Origin of the sequence: Paenibacillus tuaregi, from assembly GCF_900086655.1 — a bacterium.
Classification (GTDB): domain Bacteria; phylum Bacillota; class Bacilli; order Paenibacillales; family Paenibacillaceae; genus Fontibacillus; species Fontibacillus tuaregi.
Genome location: NZ_LT575476.1, coordinates 442,068 through 462,809, shown reverse-complemented (window position 1 = coordinate 462,809; position 20,742 = coordinate 442,068). Strand labels below are relative to the sequence as shown.

Sequence of the window (20,742 nt, the reverse complement as noted above, 5' to 3'; positions counted from 1 at the left end):
GAAGTATCACAATCCAGAATTCAAGGAGGTTTTTTACCATGATAAAGTATCCACACTCCAGCACGATCGGCAGCACGGGCATCCGTCCATTTCGTATTGACATCCCCAAAGATTCCCTCGATGATCTTAAATTCCGTCTGGCCCGGACACGGTGGCCAGAAGTTCAGACTGATGCCGGTTGGGATTACGGCGTGTCGCTTGACTATGTGAAGGAACTGGCCGAATACTGGGAGAAAGAGTATGATTGGCGAAAGCACGAAGCCCGCTTGAATGGGTATCCTCAATTCATCACGGAGATTGACGGGGCCCAAATTCACTTTATGCACGTCCGCTCCCCTGAATCGGATGCGCTGCCGCTAATTCTTACCCATGGATGGCCAGGCTCCATCGTAGAATTTCTAGGGATAATCGGACCGCTAACCGATCCCCGGGCCTATGGTGGAAATCCGTCTGACGCCTTCCATCTGGTGATCCCGTCGATTCCCGGCTATGGGTTCTCTGGCCCCGCCCAAGGCACTGGCTGGAACACTCCGCGAATTGCCAAAGCCTGGGCGCAGCTTATGAGCCGATTGGGCTACACCCGGTACGGTGCCCATGGCGGTGATGCAGGCTCGCTCATCTCTCGGGAAATGGGAATTCAGCAGCCTGAGGGACTGCTGGGCATTCATGTTATGCAGCTCTTCTCCTTCCCTTCAGGTGATCCAGAAGAAATGATAAATCTGTCTGAAGATGACCAAAACCGCCTGAAGGTGTTAGCTAATTTCCGTGAGCGGGCTGGATATAATGCAATTCAGATGACCCGTCCGCAGACTCTTGCGTTCGGGCTCGCCGATTCTCCTTCTGGGCAGCTGGCCTGGATTGCGGAACTGTTCAACGGGTTCGGCGACACCGTTGATTCCGTGGACAGGGACGCTTTTCTGACCAATGTGATGCTGTACTGGCTGACGAACACCGCAGAGTCCTCCGCGCGCCTGTATCATGAAGACGCCCATCAGCCGCCATCAGCCTTGCAAGGACCAAATAAAACAGCAACCGGCGTAGCCGTATTCGCCCATGATTTCCAATCCATGAGACGATTCGCCGAGCGCGATAATACAAATATTGTGCATTGGTCCGAATTCGACCGGGGCACACACTTCGCCGCCATGGATGCGTCCGATTTGCTCGCCAGCGATCTGCAGTCATTCTTCCGCCGCTTCAGGTAATCTAATCTGCGTACGCTTCGGTAACTTAGCCTAGTTAGGAGGCAGTCAATGATCCCGGATATCTCCCCTCAAATGTATAGTCACTCTAGTTCGCCTCAACCACCTATTCTTGGTACCGGTGCCCTGAACCGGGCGCTTCTCGCCAGACAAATGCTGCTTGAACGGGCGAAGCTCCCAGCTCTTGAAGCTGTTGAACGGTTAGCCGGTCTCCAGGCGCAGAGTCCCAGTGCGCCTTACTTCGCCCTGTGGACCCGGCTGGCCGAATTCCGGCAGAAGGAGCTTTCCCGTCTCCTCCTGAACAGGAGCGCCGTCCGCATAGCGCTGATGCGATCGACCCTTCATCTGGTGTCCGGGCGTGATGCCCTGTACCTGCGGCCCCTGCTGCAGCCCGCCTTGGACCGCAGCCTGAGCGGCAGCTTCGGCAAGAAGCTGACCGGCATCAACCTTGACGAGCTGGCAGCCGCAGGAAGGGAACTTGTGGAGTCCGGCCCAATATCCCTCCATCAACTAGGGCAGCAGCTTAAGGATCATTGGCCCGAGGCTGATCCCGCCGCACTGTCGGCTGCGGTTCGCACGCTTGTCCCGCTTGTGCAGGTTCCTCCCCGTGGGATCTGGGGAGAGAGCGGCCAGGCGCTGCACACCTCCTCCGAAATTTGGCTTGGGCAAGAGCTTGAGACCAATCCTTCCACGGAGCGAATGGTTCTGCGGTATCTTGCCGCCTTTGGGCCAGCCTCGGTCAAGGACATTCAAGTCTGGTCAGGACTAACGAGACTCGGCAAGGTTATAGACCGGCTTCGTCCCCAGCTCGCCGTTTTCCAGGATGAACAGGGCACCCTCCTCTACGATCTCCCAGGCGCGCCGCGTCCGGAACAGGACACCCCCTGCCCGCCAAGATTTCTCGGCGAGTTTGATAACATGCTGCTGTCTTATGTGGATCGTTCACGCATACTGGAGAGTTCTTACCGAAGCCGCGTGTTCACCGTGAACGGCATAATCCGTTCTACGGTCCTGTTGGATGGTTTTGTTGCCGGAGTCTGGAGAATTAAGCGGAAGCGCAGCGAGGCTGGGCTGGTAATTGAACTTTTCAAGCCGCTTACGTCCAACGTAAAGAAAAGCCTTGCAGAGGAAGGCGAACGTCTGCTCAGGTTTGCGGAAGCTGATGCCGTATCTTACAATATACAGTTCAAAGAGCCAGTATAAGATGAGGTAGTTAATTCGTGTTTAGATATAGGTTAGTTGCTGCTCTTTAGATGCCAAAGTGACGTTAAAAAATCATAGGACAGTAATGTAATAACGTGACTTGCGAGGGATGAGAACGCCGCCCTGGCTTCCGCCTCCGTGCCCCATAACCGCATACTACAGATAGAATTAAAGGAATACAGCGCTGTACATATCGGGCAAGAAGTATACCCTTGTGAAAAAACAAGGCACAACACGAGAGGAGGAACCCCCATGAAGCTGGATCGGCTGCTGGCCATCACAATGACTCTGCTCAATCAGCCGCGCGTCAGCGCAACCGAGCTGGCGGAACGCTTTGAGGTCTCCTTAAGGACGATCTACAGGGATATGGAATCGATCAATCTTGCGGGTATTCCCGTTGTCTCCTATCCCGGATCTGAAGGAGGCTACGAGATTCTCCCCGGCTACCGGGTCGACAAGCAGGTGCTCTCCCTGGATGATCTCTCGTCCATTTACTCGGCTCTGCGCGGGGCAAGATCCGCCACAAGCGATTCCGGGATTGATGGGCTCATGGACCGGATCGGAGCCATGCTTCCCGGCAGACCGACGGAGGCTCACACCGCCAGTGTAGACCTGGACTTCACTCCTACGCCAAATGATAGACAGAAGATTGGCCCCCTTCAGCAGGCAGTCAAACAATTGCGTGTAGTCCGGTTCAACTACCTGGACAACCGTGGGACGGAGACGGAGCGGACCGTAGAGCCTATGGGACTTTTCCTCAAAAATTATGTCTGGTATCTGTACGGGTACTGCCGGATGAGATCGGCCATTCGGGTGTTCAGGCTTTCCCGCATCCTCAAGCTTCACCTCCTGGAGGAGCCGTTTACCCGCAGAAGCTTTACCCTTCAGGATGTAGAGCGCCAGTTCATGGGACAGGCCGACTATTCAAAAGTCAAAGCTTCCCTCCAATTCAGCCCTGAGGTCAGAACTAGGGTCCGTGACGAATTTGGATTTGATGAAGTACTCGAGAACCCGGACGGGTCCCTGTCGGTTACCGCCCATTTTTTCTCTACCGAGCGGGCTATCCAGATCATCCTCAGCTACAGCTATCACGTAACGCTTCTAGGGCCGCCAGAGTTAATTGTTGAATTCAAAAGACATATCCAGCGGTTGACGGAGAAGTACAAGCTATAAATTGTGTGCACGTATAGCCGGACTGACTGGTCCGCGCATAAATAGAAAATACCCGGGACCAAATGGACCCGGGCATTTCTATTATTTCAATAGTACTGCTTCAAGCATCCTATTTCAACAACTCAAGTACCGTCCGGGAAACCCAGAATCTGTTGTCAATCAGCAGCGTTGGAATTTCCAGTGTCTTCTTCTGCCCGTTCACCAGGGCATAATTTTTGTTCACAGCAAGCCGGATCTTGGTCCCATTCTTCTCAATGACAGCGGTTGGATAAGCCTTGTCCGAATTGTCAAACTTCACAGCGGCCCCAAGCGCGCGGATGTCATGTCCTGTGGCATACAGCTTGTTATTCAGCTCATCTAGATTAAGACCGGTAATATACTGCACATATTTGTTAACGTCTGTATTCTGAATTACACCGCTGTGAAGATAGTCAGCTGGCTTGAAATTGTTCGGATGGTAGGCATACAAAACCACTTCCTCCGAGGTATGGTCCTCATGAGCGAACGAGATTCCAGCCTTCTCCCCCAGCTTGCGGCCAATAGCCCCGGAGAAGTCACCCTCTTCCTTCTTCAACTCCCCCTTAATCTCGGCAAGCTCTTTGCTGCTCAGTCCCGACAAACCGTACCACTGCTCCAGCACCTGCTTCAGATTAGAACCATCCTTGCTGATCTTGCTGCGGATAGCGTGGTTGGTCAGCTTTGCCTTCTTCATTACGGCGCCAAACTGCTTCGCCGAATCATAGCTCGACAGATACAATCCGCCGGTATTGTGATCCGCCATGGAGATAACTGCGGTATTCCCATCCTTCTTTGCAAAATCCATAGCGACCTTTACCGCTCTATCGTAGGCCAGGGTCTCGCTGACCATACCAACCGGATCATCCTCATGACCGAACGTGTCAATATCGCTGGCTTCTACCATCAGGAAAAAGCCATTCGGATTCTTGGACAGAATCGACAACGACTTGGTTGTCATCTCTGCCAGACTCGGCTGCTGCTTCGGATTGCGGTCGAAATCCGCATCCAGATTCCATGGCTGGAACAAGCCCCACAGCTTATTGGACTGTGACTTGTCCATACCGCCCTTGCTTGTTACATAATCATAACCTTGTGCCTTCAGGGCCTTCGTCAGATCCAGACCGTCCGAACGGCCGCCACCTTCCTTGCCTTCCGGCTTCAACAGAGCGGCACCTCCGCCCAGCACCACATCTACGCCGCTATAAACCATCTGCTTCGTAATATTCTCTGAGTCATTCCGGCTTACTGCATGCGTAGCAAAAGCGTCGGGGGTTGCATCATCCAATGTGCATGTAAACACAAGTCCAGTAGACTTGCCGGCCAGCCTGGCAGCCTCCATAATCGTCGGCACCGGCTTGTTAGCTTCGCCTGATTTCGTGCTGGCGATTCCTGGCATAGTTACTTTGGCCGGAAGAATGCTTAGCGACTCAGACACCGCCTTATGGCCTGTCGCATAAGCTGAAGCCGCCGCCCCCGAATCCGTCGTAATCGAATCGGATGCATAGGTCCTTACGAGACCTGATGCATATTGATCGACGGTCAGCGGTGTTCCGCCGTTATACCAACGGGTCATGCTCGTTATGGTATTGCCCATTCCATCCGGAATAATCATAATTACATTCTTGACCGCGTGCTTATCTGAAGCGGTAGCGGACTCCGCATAAGCTTTCGGGTTCCCCGCCCCTGTACCGGATAGAAGCACCGAACCAACCAAAGCTAACATCCAAGACTTTCTCACGCTCATCTTCATCTCTAGGCTCCTCCTGTTAATCCTATCTTGTGTAAAATATCTAAATTACGTTCGAATACTGTCTAATCATGTCATAGTAATGTTAGCTAGATATTAATGGAAGTCACTAAGATGATTATCTAAATGTAAACTGGCTTCCTCCTGTCTTCGTTAAATACCAAAAATCCCGGCCTGCAAATGCAGACCGGGATTTCTCTACCTATTGGAATACTATATAGAATACGAACTATCTTCTTACGCGTGAGCCACGTCAAGATCCACATCGCTGTTGAAGACATCTTTGTCGTTCTCGCCGAGGATCTTACCGCTGATAACGCCTGCGGTGATGGAGTCGTTCACGTTTAGAGCAGTACGTCCCATATCGATCAGCGGTTCAACCGAGATCAGGAGACCCGCAAGTGCTACCGGTAGGTTCATAGTGGACAGCACAATCAGGGAGGCGAAGGTAGCTCCACCGCCGACACCCGCAACCCCGAAGGAACTGATGGTAACCACCAGAATCAGAGTCAGGATGAAATCCCAGCTGAACGGATCTATACCCACAGTTGGCGCGATCATTACCGCCAGCATAGCTGGGTAAATCCCCGCGCAGCCGTTCTGACCGATAGTTGCCCCGAAGGTAGCGGAAAGGTTGGCAATCCCTGAGGATACCCCAAGCTTCTTCGTCTGTGTCTCCACATTGAGCGGTATTGTAGCCGCGCTGGAGCGTGAAGTGAAGGCAAATACCAGAGTCGGCAGCACTTTGCGAACATAGCGCACCGGATTATAACCAAACAGTGCAAGCAGAATCAGATGAATAATGAACATAACAATGAGAGCCACATAAGAAGCGCCCACGAACTTGATCAGCTTCACAATGGAATCGGCGTTTGTGGTAGCGATCGTCTTGGTCATCAGCGCCAGAATACCGTAAGGCGTCAATCTGAGCACCAAGGTCACAATCCGCATAACAACAGCATATACAGCATCAATCAGCTTGCGGAAAGTTTCCGCCTGCTCAGGCTTCTTCTTATCCAATCCAAGCACCGCCACTCCGATAAACGCGGAGAAGATAACCACCGCAATGGTGGAGGTCCGGCGTGCTCCAGTCATATCCTCGAACGGATTCGTAGGGATAAACTCCAGAATCTGCTGCGGAATCGTAAGATCCTTAACATCCTCCAGCTTCTGTTCCAGCTTAACTCCCTGCTGCTGCTCTTTGTCGCCTTTTTGAATCTCGATAGCCTTAAGATTGAAGCTAAGGCTCGTTACAATACTCACGGAAGCAGCAATTGCTGTAGTAATCAGCAGCACCGCGATAATCGAAGCACTGATCTTACCTAGATTCTGCTTCCCTTTAAGATTCATAATGGCCGAGATAATAGATACCATGATCAGCGGTACAACCACCATCTGGAGCAATCCGACATAACCGTAACCAATTATATTGAACCAGTCCGCAGACTTCGAAACCACGTCGGAATCCGGCTTGGATACGAGCTGCAGAATAACCCCAAACACAACCCCAAGACCAAGACCAGTAAATACCCGCTTGGTAAATGATACGTGCTTCTTCTGAAGCCAGAGTAGAATTCCGACCAGAACCAGCATGACAACTACGTTAATAATGACCCAGAATGTAGTCATATTTACGCTCCCCCTCTTCAAATGTAATCTTCTGTATGGCTTGAACCAAGGTGAACTGTAACAGGGACTTTCCGTCTACCTGTCCTCAGTTCATCACCATTTCGTGGTGTATTCGTCCTCAAACCCGGGCCTTTCAGCCCCTCCCATGGCTTGAAGAAGAAACTGCTGGATTATTGTAACATAATCTCGACTAAATTTATAGGATTAATTTCTGTATACTTTTGACTAAAATGGACGAAGTACTCTCCTACCCCGTATTACCCGATTTCAGCAGGAATCATGCCGCAAAAAAAGACCTCCGAACCATAACCAGCTCAGAGGCTCAGAGGTTCAGAGGTTCAGAGGTTCAGAGGCCTTATTCCATATTCATATTCCTTTTCTTCTATTCACTTGATTTCCATCACTTGATTTCCGTGCGCCTGAACCAATATACGCTGAGCAGCAAAGACAACGCAATGGTCAGCAGCGCCACCACAATCAACTGCCAGATTTGATATGCCGTAATGTTCGGCGATGATGCAACTGCGATTTGGCCTAGAATCGTCTTCTCGTAAATGCTCCGGAAGATCTCACTCTTCATCGCAACCGCCTGCAGGATGACATACAGGTTGTATAGTCCGAAGAACACCCCTATGGTAGCCAGACTGTTCTTGAACAGCATAGAGATCAGAAAAGCCACCGCCCCCACGCCCACGTAAACAAGCAGACTGAGCGCAAAGGTTCTGAATATTATAACCCCCGCGCTTGCCTGGGTCGTTCCCCCAAATCCGTTCAATCCCGAATTAATGAGGGTGGTGAGCAGAGGCATGATCACACTCAGCAGAAGAATCACCAGCAGGTACACAATACTTTTGGACAGAAGAATCCGCCCCCGGTTATGGCCAAAATAAATATATTTCTTAAACCCGCCCGACTTGTATTCCCCCGAGATAAAGCTGGCTCCCAGCAGCCCGATCACAATAATCAGCGGGAACATGAGCTGAATCTCAAATACGAGCAGCATCATCCGCTGCCCGGAATAAGTTCTGAACCAATATGAAATCGCCAGCGACAGCAGCGTCAGAAGAATCACCATAATATAGAGGATTTTGGACGATTTAAGCTTGTACAGTTCAGCTCGGATTAGATTTCCCATGGCCTCATTTCCTTTCAAGCAGTCCCATATAGTAGTGCTCCAAATCCTGTCCCTTACAGGAGATCTCCTCTACTGAGATTCCGTTCTCATACAGGACGGAGGCCACCCTGCCGGACTCCGCATAATAATCATATAACAGCACTGTACTGCCGACGACCTCGAACCGGTTGGTATTCAGCTTGGTGGTTAACACCTTAAGGGTATCCTCCACCGGCCTCGACTTGATCGCCAAATACTGCTTGCTGCGCTTATTCAGCTCCTCAGCCGAAAGCTCTTCAATCAGTGTATGATTATTGATAATGCCATACGTAGTCGCTATCTGGGCTAACTCGGTCAAAATATGGCTGGATATCAGGATCGTGATCCCGTATCTATGGTTCAGCTCCAGCAGCAGCTCCCGCATCTGGGCGATCCCGACCGGATCAAGGCCATTAATCGGCTCATCCAGCACCAGCAGTTCCGGGTCACCAAGCAGTGCCATGGCAATCCCCAGCCGCTGCTTCATGCCCAGAGAGAAATCGGCCGTTTTCTTGCTGCCAGCTTCCTTAAGTCCCACAATCTCCAGCACCTTGTCAATCTCCCGCCGATCCTGAATTCCCTTATGAATCCGTTCCATCTCCAGATTCTCATATGCAGTATGGTTCAGGTAAAGCGCAGGGGTCTCAATCAGCCACCCGATCTTCGCACGCAGCTGTTCGATCCGCCGGGGATCTGTCTCTCCGAACAGCTCCACCGTCCCGCCAGAGCTTGGAATCAGCCCGGCCAGAATGCGGATTAGTGTCGTTTTACCTGCTCCATTCATGCCGATGAGCCCATAGATATCCCCTTTACGGATATTCAGGTTGAGGTCCCTCAGTATTTGATCTTGCTTATATATTTTACTTAATTGATGTGTCCTCAATATATAATCCGGCAATGTGATCCCCCCCATCTTCCGAAGCTATGCGTTCTTATTCGCGGAGAATTCCAGGATCACCCCGATGACCAGTCCCGCAAGCAGACCCCACAACAACTGGTTTATCATCAGGCCAATCACGAGTCCCAACGCCACACATACCACCATCGTCAAGCCTTTTTTCGTCCGCATCTTAATTCCTCCATTCTAGGTTAGCATTAAGGCTTCATTCTCCGTACCGGCCTGAGTCCGGTACAGCTCCGAGTAGACACCGCCCAGGATCATTAGCTCCGCATGTGTACCCCGCTCGGCAATTTCACCATTCTTCATAACCACAATGAGGTCAGAATCTTTAATGGTTGACAGACGATGGGCGATGACAATTCGTGTACAGCCTGCCGACTTGAGATAATCGGAAATCCGCGATTCATTAATGACATCCAGAGAGCTGGTTGCTTCATCCAGAATGATCAGCTTGGGATGATTCAGCAGCGCTTTCGCCAGAGCCACCCGCTGCCGCTGACCGCCCGACAGATTCATCCCCATCTCGGAAATCACGGTGCGGTAACCCATTGGCATAGCCATAATCTCCTCATGGATCTGGGCGATCTGGGCTGCCTCAATAATCTCCTCCATGGTCACCTCTTTGTTCATGGCAATGTTCTCGTAGATCGTTTTATTGAACAGCGTAATGTCCTGGGGAACAATCCCCATCTGCCTGCACAGCTCTTTGCGGTCGAGCGCCCCCATTGGAATTCCGTCGTATAGAACTTCCCCGCTCACCGGAGAATATAGGCCTACCAGCACTTTGCCAAGTGTGCTTTTGCCGGAGCCGGAGGAACCCACAATGGCAACCTTCTGACCGGCTTCTATATGAAGATCAATATCTTTGAGCACCCGTTCAGAATGGGCGGTATACGAAAAGCTGACTTGCCTTAATTCAACGCTTCCTTTCAATTCATGCTGAACCGGATTATCCGGTACCCTCTCCGGCTGCTGCTCCCAGATGTCGTTAGCCCGCTCTAGATAGGTCGTGGCCAGAAGGTACTGGGTGTATACACCAAACAGGGAGGTGCTGAGGCCGAAGAAGGTCAAGGATAAGGCTTGAAAAGCCACCACCTCACCGATCGACAGCTGTTTGTTGAACGTGAGGTACATCCCGGCAACCAGGATCAGTATCGGTCCGATCGTCTGGAAGGTGCCGTTCACTGAGTTGTACATATTTTGAATGACAGATCTCTTCTTATACTTATCGAGCACCTGCTCAAAGCTCCCGTCCCAATTGGCATACACCTGATCCTCCATGCCAGACATCTTGATTGAGGAAATGGCAAACAGGGATTCAACCTGAATCGACTGGGACTTGGTCTGCATCACAATCTCATTGTTAATGGAGTCGGCAATCGACTTCCGGGTCAGAGCCATGAACAATACGTTGAGTGCACAGATGCCCACTGCGGCAAGCGTAAGTACGGCAGACTTGCTGAGCATGTAATACAGAATGAAGACCATGGCACCAAGATCGACAAATCCCCCGATGAGCTGGGTAGTCAGAAGCTCCCTAAGGCCATTGATACTCCCCAGCCTGTAGATCAAGTCCCCTGAGGTGCGGACATCGAAGAACTTAAAGGGCAGCTTCAGCAGATGCAGGAACGTCTTGGACACGAGTTCCCGGCTTACAGCCACATTCAGCACAATATAACTCATTCCCCGGGCCAGCAGCACGAACAGATAGAGCAAAGTAATCGCACCAATCCCCAGCAGGTAGGCATTTAGCCACTGCACATCGGTAGCCGAAGCCGCCTTGTCGATGATCATCTCCACAAAGCGGGGAATCTGAAGCATAATCAGGTAGCTGACAACCGAGATCAACAGGGCGGCGAACATCAGCCGCTTCTTCTCAAGCAGCATCTTAAGCACGTGAAGCCATGGGCTTCTTCGGGTCCTTTTTCGGGGAACATAGTCTTCTGTAGGAACAGCCGTCAACACGTAATTGGTGAATTTCTCTTCGAACTCGGCATCGGGGATTTTGCGGCTCCCACTGGCAGGGTCTACGATCAGAACCCCATCCTTGGTGAACTTCTCCACCACAAGAAAATGCTCATGGTTCCAATGCACAATCACCGGCAGCTGGAACTTCTTGAGCTGTTCCACATTCGCCTTGTACATCTTCGATTCGAAGCCCCGTCCGGTAAACAGACTCTGGAGCTGCTTCATGGACAAGCCGTCCCGGCCTACCTCAATGAACTCCCGGAGGTCAAGCAAAGTCTCATGGCTCTTGTAATAGTTCAGGATCATCGCACAGCAGCACAACCCGCACTCGGTCTGCACCATCTGGCTTATATAAGGAACATGCCTTCTCCTTGGTATTCGCATCGTATCTTCCTTTCGGACCCGGGAGGGCGGAAGTTAGTGGTAGATTTCCATGGCTAACACGGAAGGAAGCCTGTTATTATTCAGACGCAGCAGGGTGTAACCGATCCCGGTTAATCCCACCATGAATGACAGCAGGTCAAATGCGTTGCTCAGCCCGCAGATCACGCGGGACGCCTTAATCTGTTCCAGCGCCCGCGCAGCTTCCGTGTGGGCAGTGCGGAACCATTCAGCTTCGCCGAGAGACTTTCCGGCCGTCACCAGAATATCCAGGTTGCCGAATACCCCATGGCACAGGCTGTGATCGAGCCGCAGAGAAAAGCCGTCAGAGAGCAGCTTCTGGATTCCGAGACGCAGATCCGCCTCCAATCCTGGACGATCCTCTGGATCTGCAATCCTCAGCATCTCAGCTCGGCTGAGCGCAATGCCGGGAGCGCCATGGCACCAGTAGACCGGATCGGCCTCTTCCTCCTCTCCGGTTCTTAGATCGCGCCAGTTCCTATTCTCCTGGCTGTAATGCTCATTCTCTTGCGTCAGCAGCCGAAGGGCCAGGTCTTTGTAACGCTGGGGCTGATCTTCCTCTTCCAGACAGGCCGCCAGCTTAAGTAAAGCCAGTGCCGCACCTGACCAGCCATGGGACAGCCCCGCCAAAGCAATTCCCTCCCGGTCCTTGATCCCTTGATATAGATACTCACCCAAAGGTTTACAGATTTCAAGCAACCTTGAGTCCTGTTCCTGGTCGTAAATATTCAGCAGCAGGGTCACAAGTCCCGAGACTCCGGATACATAATCCAGCTCATGATGCCCTGTTAGATCGGTCTCCTTCAGAAGATAATCCAGCTGTTCCCCGTATTTGGCATATGCCGCCATATCGCCGAACATCCGGTATACAGTGTAATAAAGATAAATAAGAGAACCCACCCCGTTGAAGGAAGAGAGTGCCGCCTTCATTCCGGCCCCATCCAGCTGATCCTCAATACCTCTGAGCCCTGCTTCGGCCAGCTTGAAATAACGGTCTTCCCCAGTCTCCTTGGCCAGAGTGTACAAGAACAGAATGACTCCACCGCCTTCATAGAGAAAATAGTTCAGCGCCCCGAGTCTGAGCCGCTCCTTGTCAATCAGTTGGGCGAGCCAGGTACAGGCAGTCCCCTCCTTGTTCCACACTGCCATGCGGGACAGGCGATCTCCGAGTTCCCTTGCGTACTCCACATAATTGGAACCGCTCTTGAAATAAGGAATTTGGCGGTTCAGCCTAGGGAAGCTTCCGGCCGGCTCCTTGAGCCAATTGTTAGTCACGGAGGTGGAGATCGACGAGCGAATGAGAAAGAGCTGGGTCTCCAGCTGGTCCAGCGAAATCCGGTCTAGACGGTTCATAATAATATCCATAAGCGTAAGGTTGAAATACTCTGGTATGCTGCCCTCGTTATTGCATTCCAGGTCCCTGGAATTCATGGTTGTCGTAAAGTACGGGATGTCACACTGGAACAGAGCTGAAATCTCATACTCTCTCTGAAGCAGAATCTTCTGATTCTCCTGATCCTTCCTCGTCTTCAGTTTGGATAGAAGATTCAGCCGGTCTGCAGCTGACTTTAAATAGACCGGATGTGAGGACGCTTCAAGGAATTTGGCATAAATACTGGTCGGCTTCAGCACCTGTCTTACGATTACCGGATGAATGGCGCAATACGAGGTTAGACCATCTTTGAATTCCTGTTTATGCTCACAAATGAGCCGGTATCCGTCTTCGAAGCCTTCCAACAGATCCTCGATATAAAGGTAAGGCTCCACCTTCTCCCCGTTCAGTATCACAAAATTCGAGGCCCTGCCTATTGTGCCTGGCAGCCGCTCAAGCTTGATTTCATCGGTGAAATTGTTCAGCACCACGAACATTTTCCAGAAATCCGAGGTCTGTTCCTCCATACTGGACATCGCACTCATGTCGAAGTCAAAGATGCTGTTCTTGAAATTCAGCGGCAGCACCGCCGTGCCCAGCACCGACTCGTTAATCATCCGGTTGAATTCTTCCACCAGGCTGCCGGTGTGCGGCGCTTCCATGGTCTTGTTCTCAATGAGGGTTTCCAGATCCACGATATACGGGTGCTCGCCTGCGCTAATGAGATTCTCAAAGTGAATATCCGTAGCTCCAATCGTATGGAGCAGTGCCAAATTAACGCCGAGCCGGTAATAATAGGCTGCGACCTCCTGTGTGCTGCCGCATTCCGCGGCTTCGACGTAGTCCTGCCAGCCGTAGCTTCCACGATCGATGCTTGTGACGTAATGAATACGGGTCCGCAGTCCGCCCTGTTCGTTCATGAAATCCACCAACGCGTTCCACAGGCAGTCCGTGGACAGGCTGTGCGGTTTATATAAGAATTTCCCGGTATCTGTAGTGATACTGAGAACTTTTTGTCCATCGTTATGGGTATCCCCGGAGGTAATCCGGATACGGGTTATCTTGGCAAAATCCTTTCCAAAGTCTGCTCTAATCCGCTCCTGGTCCTGAGCCAGACGGGTTAAAGCTTGACCCATGAGCCTCAGCCGTCCTTGGATCAGCTGAAGGATCAAGTCGTAAAGTACCGGGTACTTATTCAAAATTTCAAAGAACGGCTCATGATTTAAAAATTGGCTGTGATAATATTCATACCTCTGTTCGGGGGTGTCCCCCTGCAGGAGGCCAAGTATTCTTTTCTCGTTGATTTCATAGATTAAGGTCCGGATGCTTAGTGAGGATAACTCACTTTCCAGAGAGTCTACAATCTCAGGAATAATGATCTCCTTCTCCACTTGAAGCCCGCTTTCTCGTTCCAGCCGCTCCAGCAGCCGAGCAACCTCCTGTTGGAACCCGCTGAGGAATCTCGCAAAAAACAAATGAAACGCCTGCCTGTCCCGATTCGGATGATCCCAGGCAACCTCGAAGTCCGCCAGCCCTCTAACCCACTCATTGTCCTTCATCTCAACAGCCATACGAATCCTCCCTCTGGTAACTGGAATTGGAGATTAGGCAGGAGAGCCAGTGCTCCCCTGCCTAATCTGAGTCTTACGGAATTAACAGGATTTCGTACAAGCGGATGTAGGGCATGGAGTTGCATTCATGGTGAGACCAATAACCGAGATGACCACTGTGGCTACCGGTGTCCAGCCGCCTTTGACATCCTCGTTACCCGCCAACAGTTCAAGCTCGTTCTCCTCGATCATTCCGGAAATCTGATTCAGTTCTGCTCTCATCATTCATTCTCCTCTCATGATTTGAAATATTTATATATAGGGGGTTGCCCGCCGATATATCAGCTTCTATTCCAGCCAGAGAAACTCAGGAACCACATCTGGCGCATACTGCCTGAGCATCGAGTATCCAAAACCTGTGATGCCAATCATCAGGCTTAGCGACCAGCCGCTCTTCATGTTCTTCTGATTCCACTCCTTCGACAGCACTTGGTCAAAGAGCTCTTGATAAGCCATGTTGGATTGGTTCAGCAGCTGGTGGTTACCGGTTAACTCTCCAGCGAAGCGGAGCGCGGCCAGATTGCCGAGATCCCCATGGCAGTAAGTCGGGTTGTTTCCGATACCGTACTTCATCGTGGTGTGAACCGCAGTCTCAATCTCCTGCTCAAGCTGGCTATCCGAGTAGCCCGTCTTAAGCAGCAGCAATTTGCTGACCAACATTCCAGGGGCCCCATGACACCATCCATGGCTTACCTTATCCCGGCGGTCTGACACGAACCAGTTGCCATCCCCGGCAGAGAAGAGGCTCCGCTCGAACCGGAGGGCTCTGCCCAAATCCGCCAGAATCTCTTTGTCCCCGCACAGGGTATAAAGCTTGTGCATATATGTGATAATTCCGGCGCTGCCATGGGAGAAGCCCGAGTAGGACTTATCCCCGACGGAAGGCCAGAAGATCATCTCTTCCTGCTGCCTCGCGGACCGCATCAGTTGATCGCGGCTGGCCATAGCCAGCTTAAGCGAGGCTCTCTTCAGTTTTTCATTCGGCGTATTGTACATCGAGAGCGCAACGGCCATAGCCCCCGCTGCTCCACCGATTACATCGTGAATCTCATCCTTCAGAAGCACCTGTCCAAGGGTGTCCATATGAGCATTGATGAAATCAATGCTCGTCTCATCCCGGTATAGATCGGCCAGCTTGTGCAGCGTATACATAATGCCCGGGAGGCCGGTGAAAGCTCCGATCGAGTAAGGCTGATCCTTTTCCAGCGTCTGCATGATGCTCTTTGGCATCTCCATGGCCTCAAAGGCGGCTTCCTTGAAATCGGCCCGGCCGGTAATTTTACCCAAATATCCGAGGAACAAGGCTATGCCGGCATTTCCGTTATATAAATCAAACCCCAGAACATCGGGCTTCCATATATTCTCCTCAAAGCCCTGAAGGCTCGTGCTAATCCAGAACTTGTCAGGGTTCCCCGCATCATTCCTGCCGCTGATGCTGCTGTCCAGAATGTGCTCACCAATCTCCTTCGCCACCTGGAGCCAGCGTTCGGGAGTCAGCTTGCGCGGGCCGGTCCCCAGCTGAACACCGGTAAGATCGGCTTCGTCCGTTCTTTTATTGAAATAAGACATCTCGATGAACTCATTCTGTCTGTTCAAATCACCTAGGGAAAGGGACTCCAGCTTCTCCAGCACCGCACTCATCGAGCTTCGCTCCAGCAGATCCTCACAGGCTTCGCCGCGTGAATTAATCACCCGGGTATCATTGATATCCACGGTAAAATAAGGGATGTCATTCTGGTAGAGATCCTCATACTCGGAACTGACGATCCACTTCTGAACCTCACTCGCCTTAAGGGCCACCCGGTGAAGGATCATCCGGCGGTCGGCCTCATATCTCATAAAATCAGGATGTGCGGCGATCTTCAGAAGCTGTCCGTAGAAGGCTGTCGCTTTCATAATCAGGCGGCTTCTCATGGCCGAGAAGATCATCTTGACCTTATGCTCGACCTCCCGCTTGTGGTTCATGATCCATAGATACATTTGGCTGAATCCATCCTTCAGATGCCGGACGTAATCCTCTGAGCTGACAATTCTCCCTTCAAATACGGGATTGTTGGACTTCGGTGTGATGACACTGTCCTGCCTCAGCACCTTGACGAGATCCGTTTCAATTCCATCGATGAACAACGACTTAATAGGAATGGTCTGCTCTTCATGAACACTTAAACCGCCAAGGTCAAAGCTGATTTCATCGGCTCCCGATCTCTTGCTAAGGACCGTAGGCAGAAGACTGATCATATTGACGGAAGAATTGATAACTTTCCTTGCTTTGATATAACCGCTGTGCTCCTCCTTCTTCTCTCCCTTGGCCACCGCATGGAAGATGGATTCCATATCAATCAGCATCGGATGTTCCCCCGACGCAATCAGGTTCTCGAAATGGAAATCGACGGAGTTCAGCACATACAGCAGGCATAAAATTTGACCTGAGCGGACATAGAACCTCTCAAGCGCCTGGTAATCCGGGCACTCCTCATTCTCGATAAATTCCATCCACCCGCAGTCCTGCAAGCTGTACACCCGGCTTGTCCGAAAGTCCAGAACCTTCCCAGCCTTTGCCGCCTGATTGTTCAGCCAGTGAAGCAGCTCATTAAAGCCTATTTCCAGCTCCAGGCTTCTAGGCTTGTACACCAGCTTGCTTCCACTGGTGAAGTGCATGATCGATACTGCCTTGCCACCCTTGTGACCATCGCCTGCTCCTGTATCCAGCTTGACTACCCGGCCCATCGGCTCCTTCATGAAGAACACAGATTCCAGGCTCATCTTCTCTGTTGCCGTATTGTGCAGTACTTCAAGAGTAAAATTAAAGTAATTTCGTGTGGTAATACTCAAAACCTCAATTAGAGTGCTGTATTCCTCGTATATGCTTAGTAGGTAACTTTTATCTTTAAGAAGGACATCGGCAAAATAAGTTAAGCGTTCCTGGGACGTTGCCCCTTTCAGCTGCCCGCTCATCCGCGCCGCGTTTACTTCCAGCACGATAACCCGGTAGGCCAGCTCGAACAGGCTGTCCAGAATATGTTTTACCGTATGCTCAGTAAACAGGACTGGATCCTCTACAATTTCCATTTCAGCAAGGCGCGATTGGAACGGGCCAAGCTCATGACTTACAACAGGAAGGAAGAAATGACAGAAGGGGACATAACGTTCCAAGCGGTCCGCATGAGTGATTAGATATTCAGCCAGCGGCTTATCCATCAAAGCAGCAAATCTTTCATGAGGGACCGAAACCAGCTCCTGCTGCCTCTGCATAGTTTCATCAATCAGGCATTCAAGGCTTAACTCACCAATCATATGTAATAATTCTTGTAACTTATCCTCGTTCTCTATCTCGGGAAACAGACCAAGCCAGTAATTCACAATATCCTTGCCGGTAATTTGAACGGATTCTGCTGTGAGTTCCATGTGAATGCCTCCCTTTGTTTTGACATTGGCATAAGGCAGCTGGTCGGTCTGCCCTATGCCAACGACTTATACGTAAGACCGATAATTATTTCCGGCAGTTATTGATGCATTCTACGGTTGCAGTACATACTTGCCCTTTGTCACCTAGAGCATAGCTGGCACCCAGACAAGCCAGGGTTGTCAGAACAGTTCCCCAGCTGATTGCGCCTACAACATCATGATCTTTAATTTCTTCCAGCACGTTTCCTGAAGGATTCTCACCTTCATACCCAATTTTGTTTCTCAATACCGGATTTTTGAGCACAGCCATTTTCATAAATAATCCCTGCCTTTCAATTATTTTTGTTGGATACAATTTCTAATTTGTACCCTACGCCGATACTAGCTTATAGATTTAATCTATGTAAATGCTTACATTGTCCTGGTTTCCAGTAAACTTCCATTTTTATTCTTGGAAATGTTATAGCCTATGTACTATTTTCAGAATTCCATGAAAAGCTGTGAAATTCACAGCAGGCCAGGCTGGCCGCGTGATAGCTCATCTGATTTGCTAACTTACTAAATATGGTAATTTTTCAGTACATAAGGACCATTTTTCTTTACTTGCTCTCTCGCTAAAACACGATCTGAAATCTAAAAATTACATTCTTCTAATAGTCTTATTCCTTCCTTAGTTCTTTCTTTTTCATAGAATTCTTTACATTTCAATGAGAACAATTCCCTCCTTCTTCCATATCGAATTTCATTTAGAAAGAAGTAAATAACAAGAATTGACAACCCAAATCCTCTATGGTATTTCTAAATAGCACTATTTTCATAGTACGTCTCTACTAAATTCCTGAGGGGTTAAGGCATGGAAATCAGAAAGGCATTGCCCGAAGATGAGCCTTTTCTATATGAGGTGTTTGTCTCGGGAAGATGGGATGAAGTGAAGACATGGGGCTGGGGAGAAGAAGAAATTCAATCCTTCTTGTTCATGCAGTGGACCATGCAGATTAATTCCTATCAATTGCAGTACCCACAGGCAATCAACCACATCATCTCCTATGATCAAAAGCCTGCCGGAAGAATGTTAGTCCAATCCGACACCAAGAGCATCCGCCTCATTGATATTTGTCTGCTGCCCCCTTTCCGCAACAAAGGGATTGGAAGCGCCCTACTCCACGAACTTCAACGCCAAGCAGGCAGCCAGGAAATTCCTCTATTTCTTTCAGTCACTCCTACGAATCCAGCCAGAAGACTTTACGAACGTCACGGCTTCCTGCCGTGCAGCCAGACCGAAACCTATTGGGAGATGGTATGGAGCAATCAGACAATTTCATAACGGAAGGAGATTTATCATGAGTGAGCCGTATTTGGGTGAAATCCGCATGTTTGCGGGCAACTTCCCGCCGGCGGGTTGGGCCTTCTGCAACGGAGCCTTGCTTCCGATCAGTGAGAATGATACGCTCTTCGCGCTTATCGGCACAACCTATGGAGGCGATGGGGTCAACACCTTTGCTCTGCCGGATCTGAGCGGGAGACTTCCTGTTCATACGGGACAAAGTCGAGTTGATGGCATTACTTATCTTCTGGGACAGAAGGCAGGTGTGGAGGCCGTAACTCTGACAACCAACCAGCTTCCAAGGCATTCCCATCCTATTAACGCCAACATGAGCAGCGGAGAACTCGTAGACCCTACCAACAACGTGTGGGGACTTAGCAGCAGCATGAAGCCGTACAGCAGTGCTGCTCCGACTGGCAGCATGAGTCCTTCGGCTATCCGTCCTGCCGGAAACAGTCAGCCGCACAACAACATGATGCCATATCTGCCGATCAGCTTTATTATTGCGCTGAATGGTGTCTACCCTGCGCGAGACTAACCATTAATTTTATAGGGGGGAAATTCAAATGGCAGAGACTTTTTTAGGTGAAATCCGTGCCTTTTCCTGTAATTATGCACCCAGAGGCTGGGCGGAATGCAACGGGCAGCTTCTTCCAATCGCTACAAATCAACCTTTGTTCTCCCTTCTTGGGACTACCTATGGCGGAGATGGGGTTAACAATTTTGCGCTGCCTGATCTGCGCGGCCGGGTTCCTGTGCACCCGGGAAATGGAATCACTCTTGGACAAGCCTCTGGGGAGTCCGCTCATACCTTGACTACACAGGAGATGCCAGCCCATAACCATCTGGCCATGGGAGATGCCACTGGCTCCACATCCAATGATCCTTCCGGAAAAGTATGGGGTAAGCCTTCTTCCGCAGACTATGCGGCTGAGCCGAACACAACCATGAGCCCAGCCGCTTTAGGAACAAGCGGCGGCAGCCAACCGCATACCAATATGCAGCCGTACAGTGTTCTAACCTTTTGTATTGCAACTACCGGATTTTATCCGCCAAGGAATTAAGGAGGCCGATTATGGATCAGTATGTTGGGGAAATCCGTATCTTTGCGGGGACCTTTGCGCCTAAGGGCTGGGCCTTCTGTGACGGGAGTATAATGCCCATTCGTAACAACACACCTTTATTCTCGCTCTTGGGCAACACCTACGGGGGGGACGGGAAAACGACCTTCGCTCTTCCCGATCTTCGCGGCCGGGCACCTATGCATCAAGGGCAAGGCCCTGGCCTTACGCCAAGGCCTTTGGGAAGTCCAGGGGGAACGGCTAGTGTAACTCTGTTGACAACAGAAATGCCCGTCCACACCCACATTCCTGCCTGCCAAAATGCAACCAACGGGGTTGCGGAGCCGACGAATGCGGTATGGACGAAGACGGCAGGACGGGTGGGACCTCCTGCTTATTCTGTCTCGCCCAATCAGAACATGAATCCACAGGCAGTTGGCGTCACCGGGTCAAGCCTGCCCCACAATAACATGCAGCCGTACCTGGCGGTGAACTTTATCATCGCTCTAGAGGGGGACTTCCCTCCACGCGGTTGAAGATGCGCAGCATGACCTGACCCCGAATTTGGGCTCAG

17 protein-coding genes are annotated in these 20,742 nt (G+C 50.8%); 7 read left to right on the top strand and 10 right to left on the bottom strand.

Annotated features, from left to right (window positions below; translation table 11 throughout):
• The first annotated feature begins 38 nt into the window (after positions 1–38).
• From BN6628_RS02340 to BN6628_RS02330, 3 genes are all read left to right on the top strand, one after another.
• On the top strand, positions 39–1,205 hold the full coding sequence (locus BN6628_RS02340) for an epoxide hydrolase family protein (protein WP_068613695.1): 1,167 nt from the start codon (positions 39–41) through the stop codon (positions 1,203–1,205).
• 48 nt (positions 1,206–1,253) lie between these two features.
• A complete protein-coding gene (locus BN6628_RS02335; RefSeq protein WP_235847557.1) occupies positions 1,254–2,405 on the top strand; it encodes a winged helix DNA-binding domain-containing protein in 1,152 nt (383 codons plus the stop codon).
• A 252-nt stretch (positions 2,406–2,657) separates the two neighbouring features.
• The gene (locus BN6628_RS02330) at positions 2,658–3,578 is read left to right on the top strand and encodes a helix-turn-helix transcriptional regulator (protein ID WP_068613691.1); all 921 of its coding nucleotides are present in this window, start codon (positions 2,658–2,660) and stop codon (positions 3,576–3,578) included.
• A gap of 109 nt (positions 3,579–3,687) precedes the next feature.
• On the opposite strand, the gene BN6628_RS02325 is transcribed toward BN6628_RS02330, so the two are convergent.
• The 10 genes from BN6628_RS02325 to BN6628_RS02285 all read right to left on the bottom strand — a co-directional run bounded on the left by BN6628_RS02325 (position 3,688) and on the right by BN6628_RS02285 (position 18,099).
• The gene (locus tag BN6628_RS02325) at positions 3,688–5,346 is read right to left on the bottom strand and encodes an alkaline phosphatase (protein ID WP_068613688.1); all 1,659 of its coding nucleotides are present in this window, start codon (positions 5,344–5,346) and stop codon (positions 3,688–3,690) included.
• A gap of 234 nt (positions 5,347–5,580) precedes the next feature.
• Positions 5,581–6,972 (bottom strand): L-cystine transporter, encoded by a 1,392-nt coding sequence (locus BN6628_RS02320; protein ID WP_068613685.1) that lies wholly within the window; start codon positions 6,970–6,972, stop codon positions 5,581–5,583.
• Between the two features lie 400 nt (positions 6,973–7,372).
• A complete protein-coding gene (locus BN6628_RS02315) occupies positions 7,373–8,107 on the bottom strand; it encodes an ABC transporter permease (RefSeq protein WP_068613683.1) in 735 nt (244 codons plus the stop codon).
• A 4-nt stretch (positions 8,108–8,111) separates the two neighbouring features.
• Complete coding sequence (locus BN6628_RS02310; protein WP_068613680.1) at positions 8,112–9,023, bottom strand: ATP-binding cassette domain-containing protein; 912 nt, start codon at positions 9,021–9,023, stop codon at positions 8,112–8,114.
• Between the two features lie 24 nt (positions 9,024–9,047).
• Positions 9,048–9,194: a hypothetical protein gene (locus BN6628_RS26010; protein ID WP_157692451.1), complete on the bottom strand. Its 147-nt coding sequence runs from the start codon at positions 9,192–9,194 to the stop codon at positions 9,048–9,050.
• A 15-nt stretch (positions 9,195–9,209) separates the two neighbouring features.
• Positions 9,210–11,378, bottom strand: a complete 2,169-nt coding sequence (locus BN6628_RS02305; protein WP_082926756.1) for a peptidase domain-containing ABC transporter — start codon at positions 11,376–11,378, stop codon at positions 9,210–9,212.
• Positions 11,379–11,411: 33 nt separating this feature from the next.
• Positions 11,412–14,339 carry a type 2 lanthipeptide synthetase LanM family protein gene (locus BN6628_RS02300; RefSeq protein ID WP_068613677.1) on the bottom strand — a complete coding sequence of 976 codons (2,928 nt, stop codon included), beginning with the start codon at positions 14,337–14,339 and terminating at the stop codon, positions 11,412–11,414.
• Positions 14,340–14,420: 81 nt separating this feature from the next.
• Entirely contained in the window at positions 14,421–14,603 is a 183-nt protein-coding gene (locus tag BN6628_RS02295) for a class II lanthipeptide, LchA2/BrtA2 family (RefSeq protein WP_148449253.1), read from the bottom strand.
• A gap of 63 nt (positions 14,604–14,666) precedes the next feature.
• Complete coding sequence (locus BN6628_RS02290) at positions 14,667–17,783, bottom strand: type 2 lanthipeptide synthetase LanM family protein (protein WP_068613671.1); 3,117 nt, start codon at positions 17,781–17,783, stop codon at positions 14,667–14,669.
• A gap of 85 nt (positions 17,784–17,868) precedes the next feature.
• Positions 17,869–18,099 (bottom strand): plantaricin C family lantibiotic, encoded by a 231-nt coding sequence (locus BN6628_RS02285; protein ID WP_082926755.1) that lies wholly within the window; start codon positions 18,097–18,099, stop codon positions 17,869–17,871.
• 537 nt (positions 18,100–18,636) lie between these two features.
• Here BN6628_RS02285 and BN6628_RS02280 point away from each other — a divergent pair.
• From BN6628_RS02280 to BN6628_RS02265, 4 genes are read left to right on the top strand one after another with little or no spacing between them, the layout of a single operon-like run.
• Positions 18,637–19,107 carry a GNAT family N-acetyltransferase gene (locus BN6628_RS02280; RefSeq protein ID WP_068613667.1) on the top strand — a complete coding sequence of 157 codons (471 nt, stop codon included), beginning with the start codon at positions 18,637–18,639 and terminating at the stop codon, positions 19,105–19,107.
• A gap of 16 nt (positions 19,108–19,123) precedes the next feature.
• Positions 19,124–19,645, top strand: a complete 522-nt coding sequence (locus tag BN6628_RS02275; RefSeq protein WP_068613664.1) for a phage tail protein — start codon at positions 19,124–19,126, stop codon at positions 19,643–19,645.
• A 28-nt stretch (positions 19,646–19,673) separates the two neighbouring features.
• Entirely contained in the window at positions 19,674–20,171 is a 498-nt protein-coding gene (locus BN6628_RS02270; protein WP_068613660.1) for a phage tail protein, read from the top strand.
• An 11-nt stretch (positions 20,172–20,182) separates the two neighbouring features.
• A complete protein-coding gene (locus BN6628_RS02265) occupies positions 20,183–20,704 on the top strand; it encodes a phage tail protein (RefSeq protein WP_068613659.1) in 522 nt (173 codons plus the stop codon).
• Positions 20,705–20,742 lie beyond the last annotated feature (38 nt).

What these genes read in the sequence shown, in the direction of transcription:
- BN6628_RS02340 (WP_068613695.1), top strand. Translation starts at nt 39, where the DNA reads ATGATAAAGTATCCACACTCCAGCACGATCGGCAGCACGGGCATCCGT.
- BN6628_RS02335 (WP_235847557.1), top strand. Translation starts at nt 1,254, where the DNA reads ATGATCCCGGATATCTCCCCTCAAATGTATAGTCACTCTAGTTCGCCT.
- BN6628_RS02330 (WP_068613691.1), top strand. Translation starts at nt 2,658, where the DNA reads ATGAAGCTGGATCGGCTGCTGGCCATCACAATGACTCTGCTCAATCAG.
- BN6628_RS02325 (WP_068613688.1), bottom strand. Translation starts at nt 5,346, where the DNA reads ATGAAGATGAGCGTGAGAAAGTCTTGGATGTTAGCTTTGGTTGGTTCG.
- BN6628_RS02320 (WP_068613685.1), bottom strand. Translation starts at nt 6,972, where the DNA reads ATGACTACATTCTGGGTCATTATTAACGTAGTTGTCATGCTGGTTCTG.
- BN6628_RS02315 (WP_068613683.1), bottom strand. Translation starts at nt 8,107, where the DNA reads ATGGGAAATCTAATCCGAGCTGAACTGTACAAGCTTAAATCGTCCAAA.
- BN6628_RS26010 (WP_157692451.1), bottom strand. Translation starts at nt 9,194, where the DNA reads ATGCGGACGAAAAAAGGCTTGACGATGGTGGTATGTGTGGCGTTGGGA.
- BN6628_RS02305 (WP_082926756.1), bottom strand. Translation starts at nt 11,378, where the DNA reads ATGCGAATACCAAGGAGAAGGCATGTTCCTTATATAAGCCAGATGGTG.
- BN6628_RS02300 (WP_068613677.1), bottom strand. Translation starts at nt 14,339, where the DNA reads ATGGCTGTTGAGATGAAGGACAATGAGTGGGTTAGAGGGCTGGCGGAC.
- BN6628_RS02295 (WP_148449253.1), bottom strand. Translation starts at nt 14,603, where the DNA reads ATGATGAGAGCAGAACTGAATCAGATTTCCGGAATGATCGAGGAGAAC.
- BN6628_RS02290 (WP_068613671.1), bottom strand. Translation starts at nt 17,783, where the DNA reads ATGGAACTCACAGCAGAATCCGTTCAAATTACCGGCAAGGATATTGTG.
- BN6628_RS02285 (WP_082926755.1), bottom strand. Translation starts at nt 18,099, where the DNA reads ATGAAAATGGCTGTGCTCAAAAATCCGGTATTGAGAAACAAAATTGGG.
- BN6628_RS02280 (WP_068613667.1), top strand. Translation starts at nt 18,637, where the DNA reads ATGGAAATCAGAAAGGCATTGCCCGAAGATGAGCCTTTTCTATATGAG.
- BN6628_RS02275 (WP_068613664.1), top strand. Translation starts at nt 19,124, where the DNA reads ATGAGTGAGCCGTATTTGGGTGAAATCCGCATGTTTGCGGGCAACTTC.
- BN6628_RS02270 (WP_068613660.1), top strand. Translation starts at nt 19,674, where the DNA reads ATGGCAGAGACTTTTTTAGGTGAAATCCGTGCCTTTTCCTGTAATTAT.
- BN6628_RS02265 (WP_068613659.1), top strand. Translation starts at nt 20,183, where the DNA reads ATGGATCAGTATGTTGGGGAAATCCGTATCTTTGCGGGGACCTTTGCG.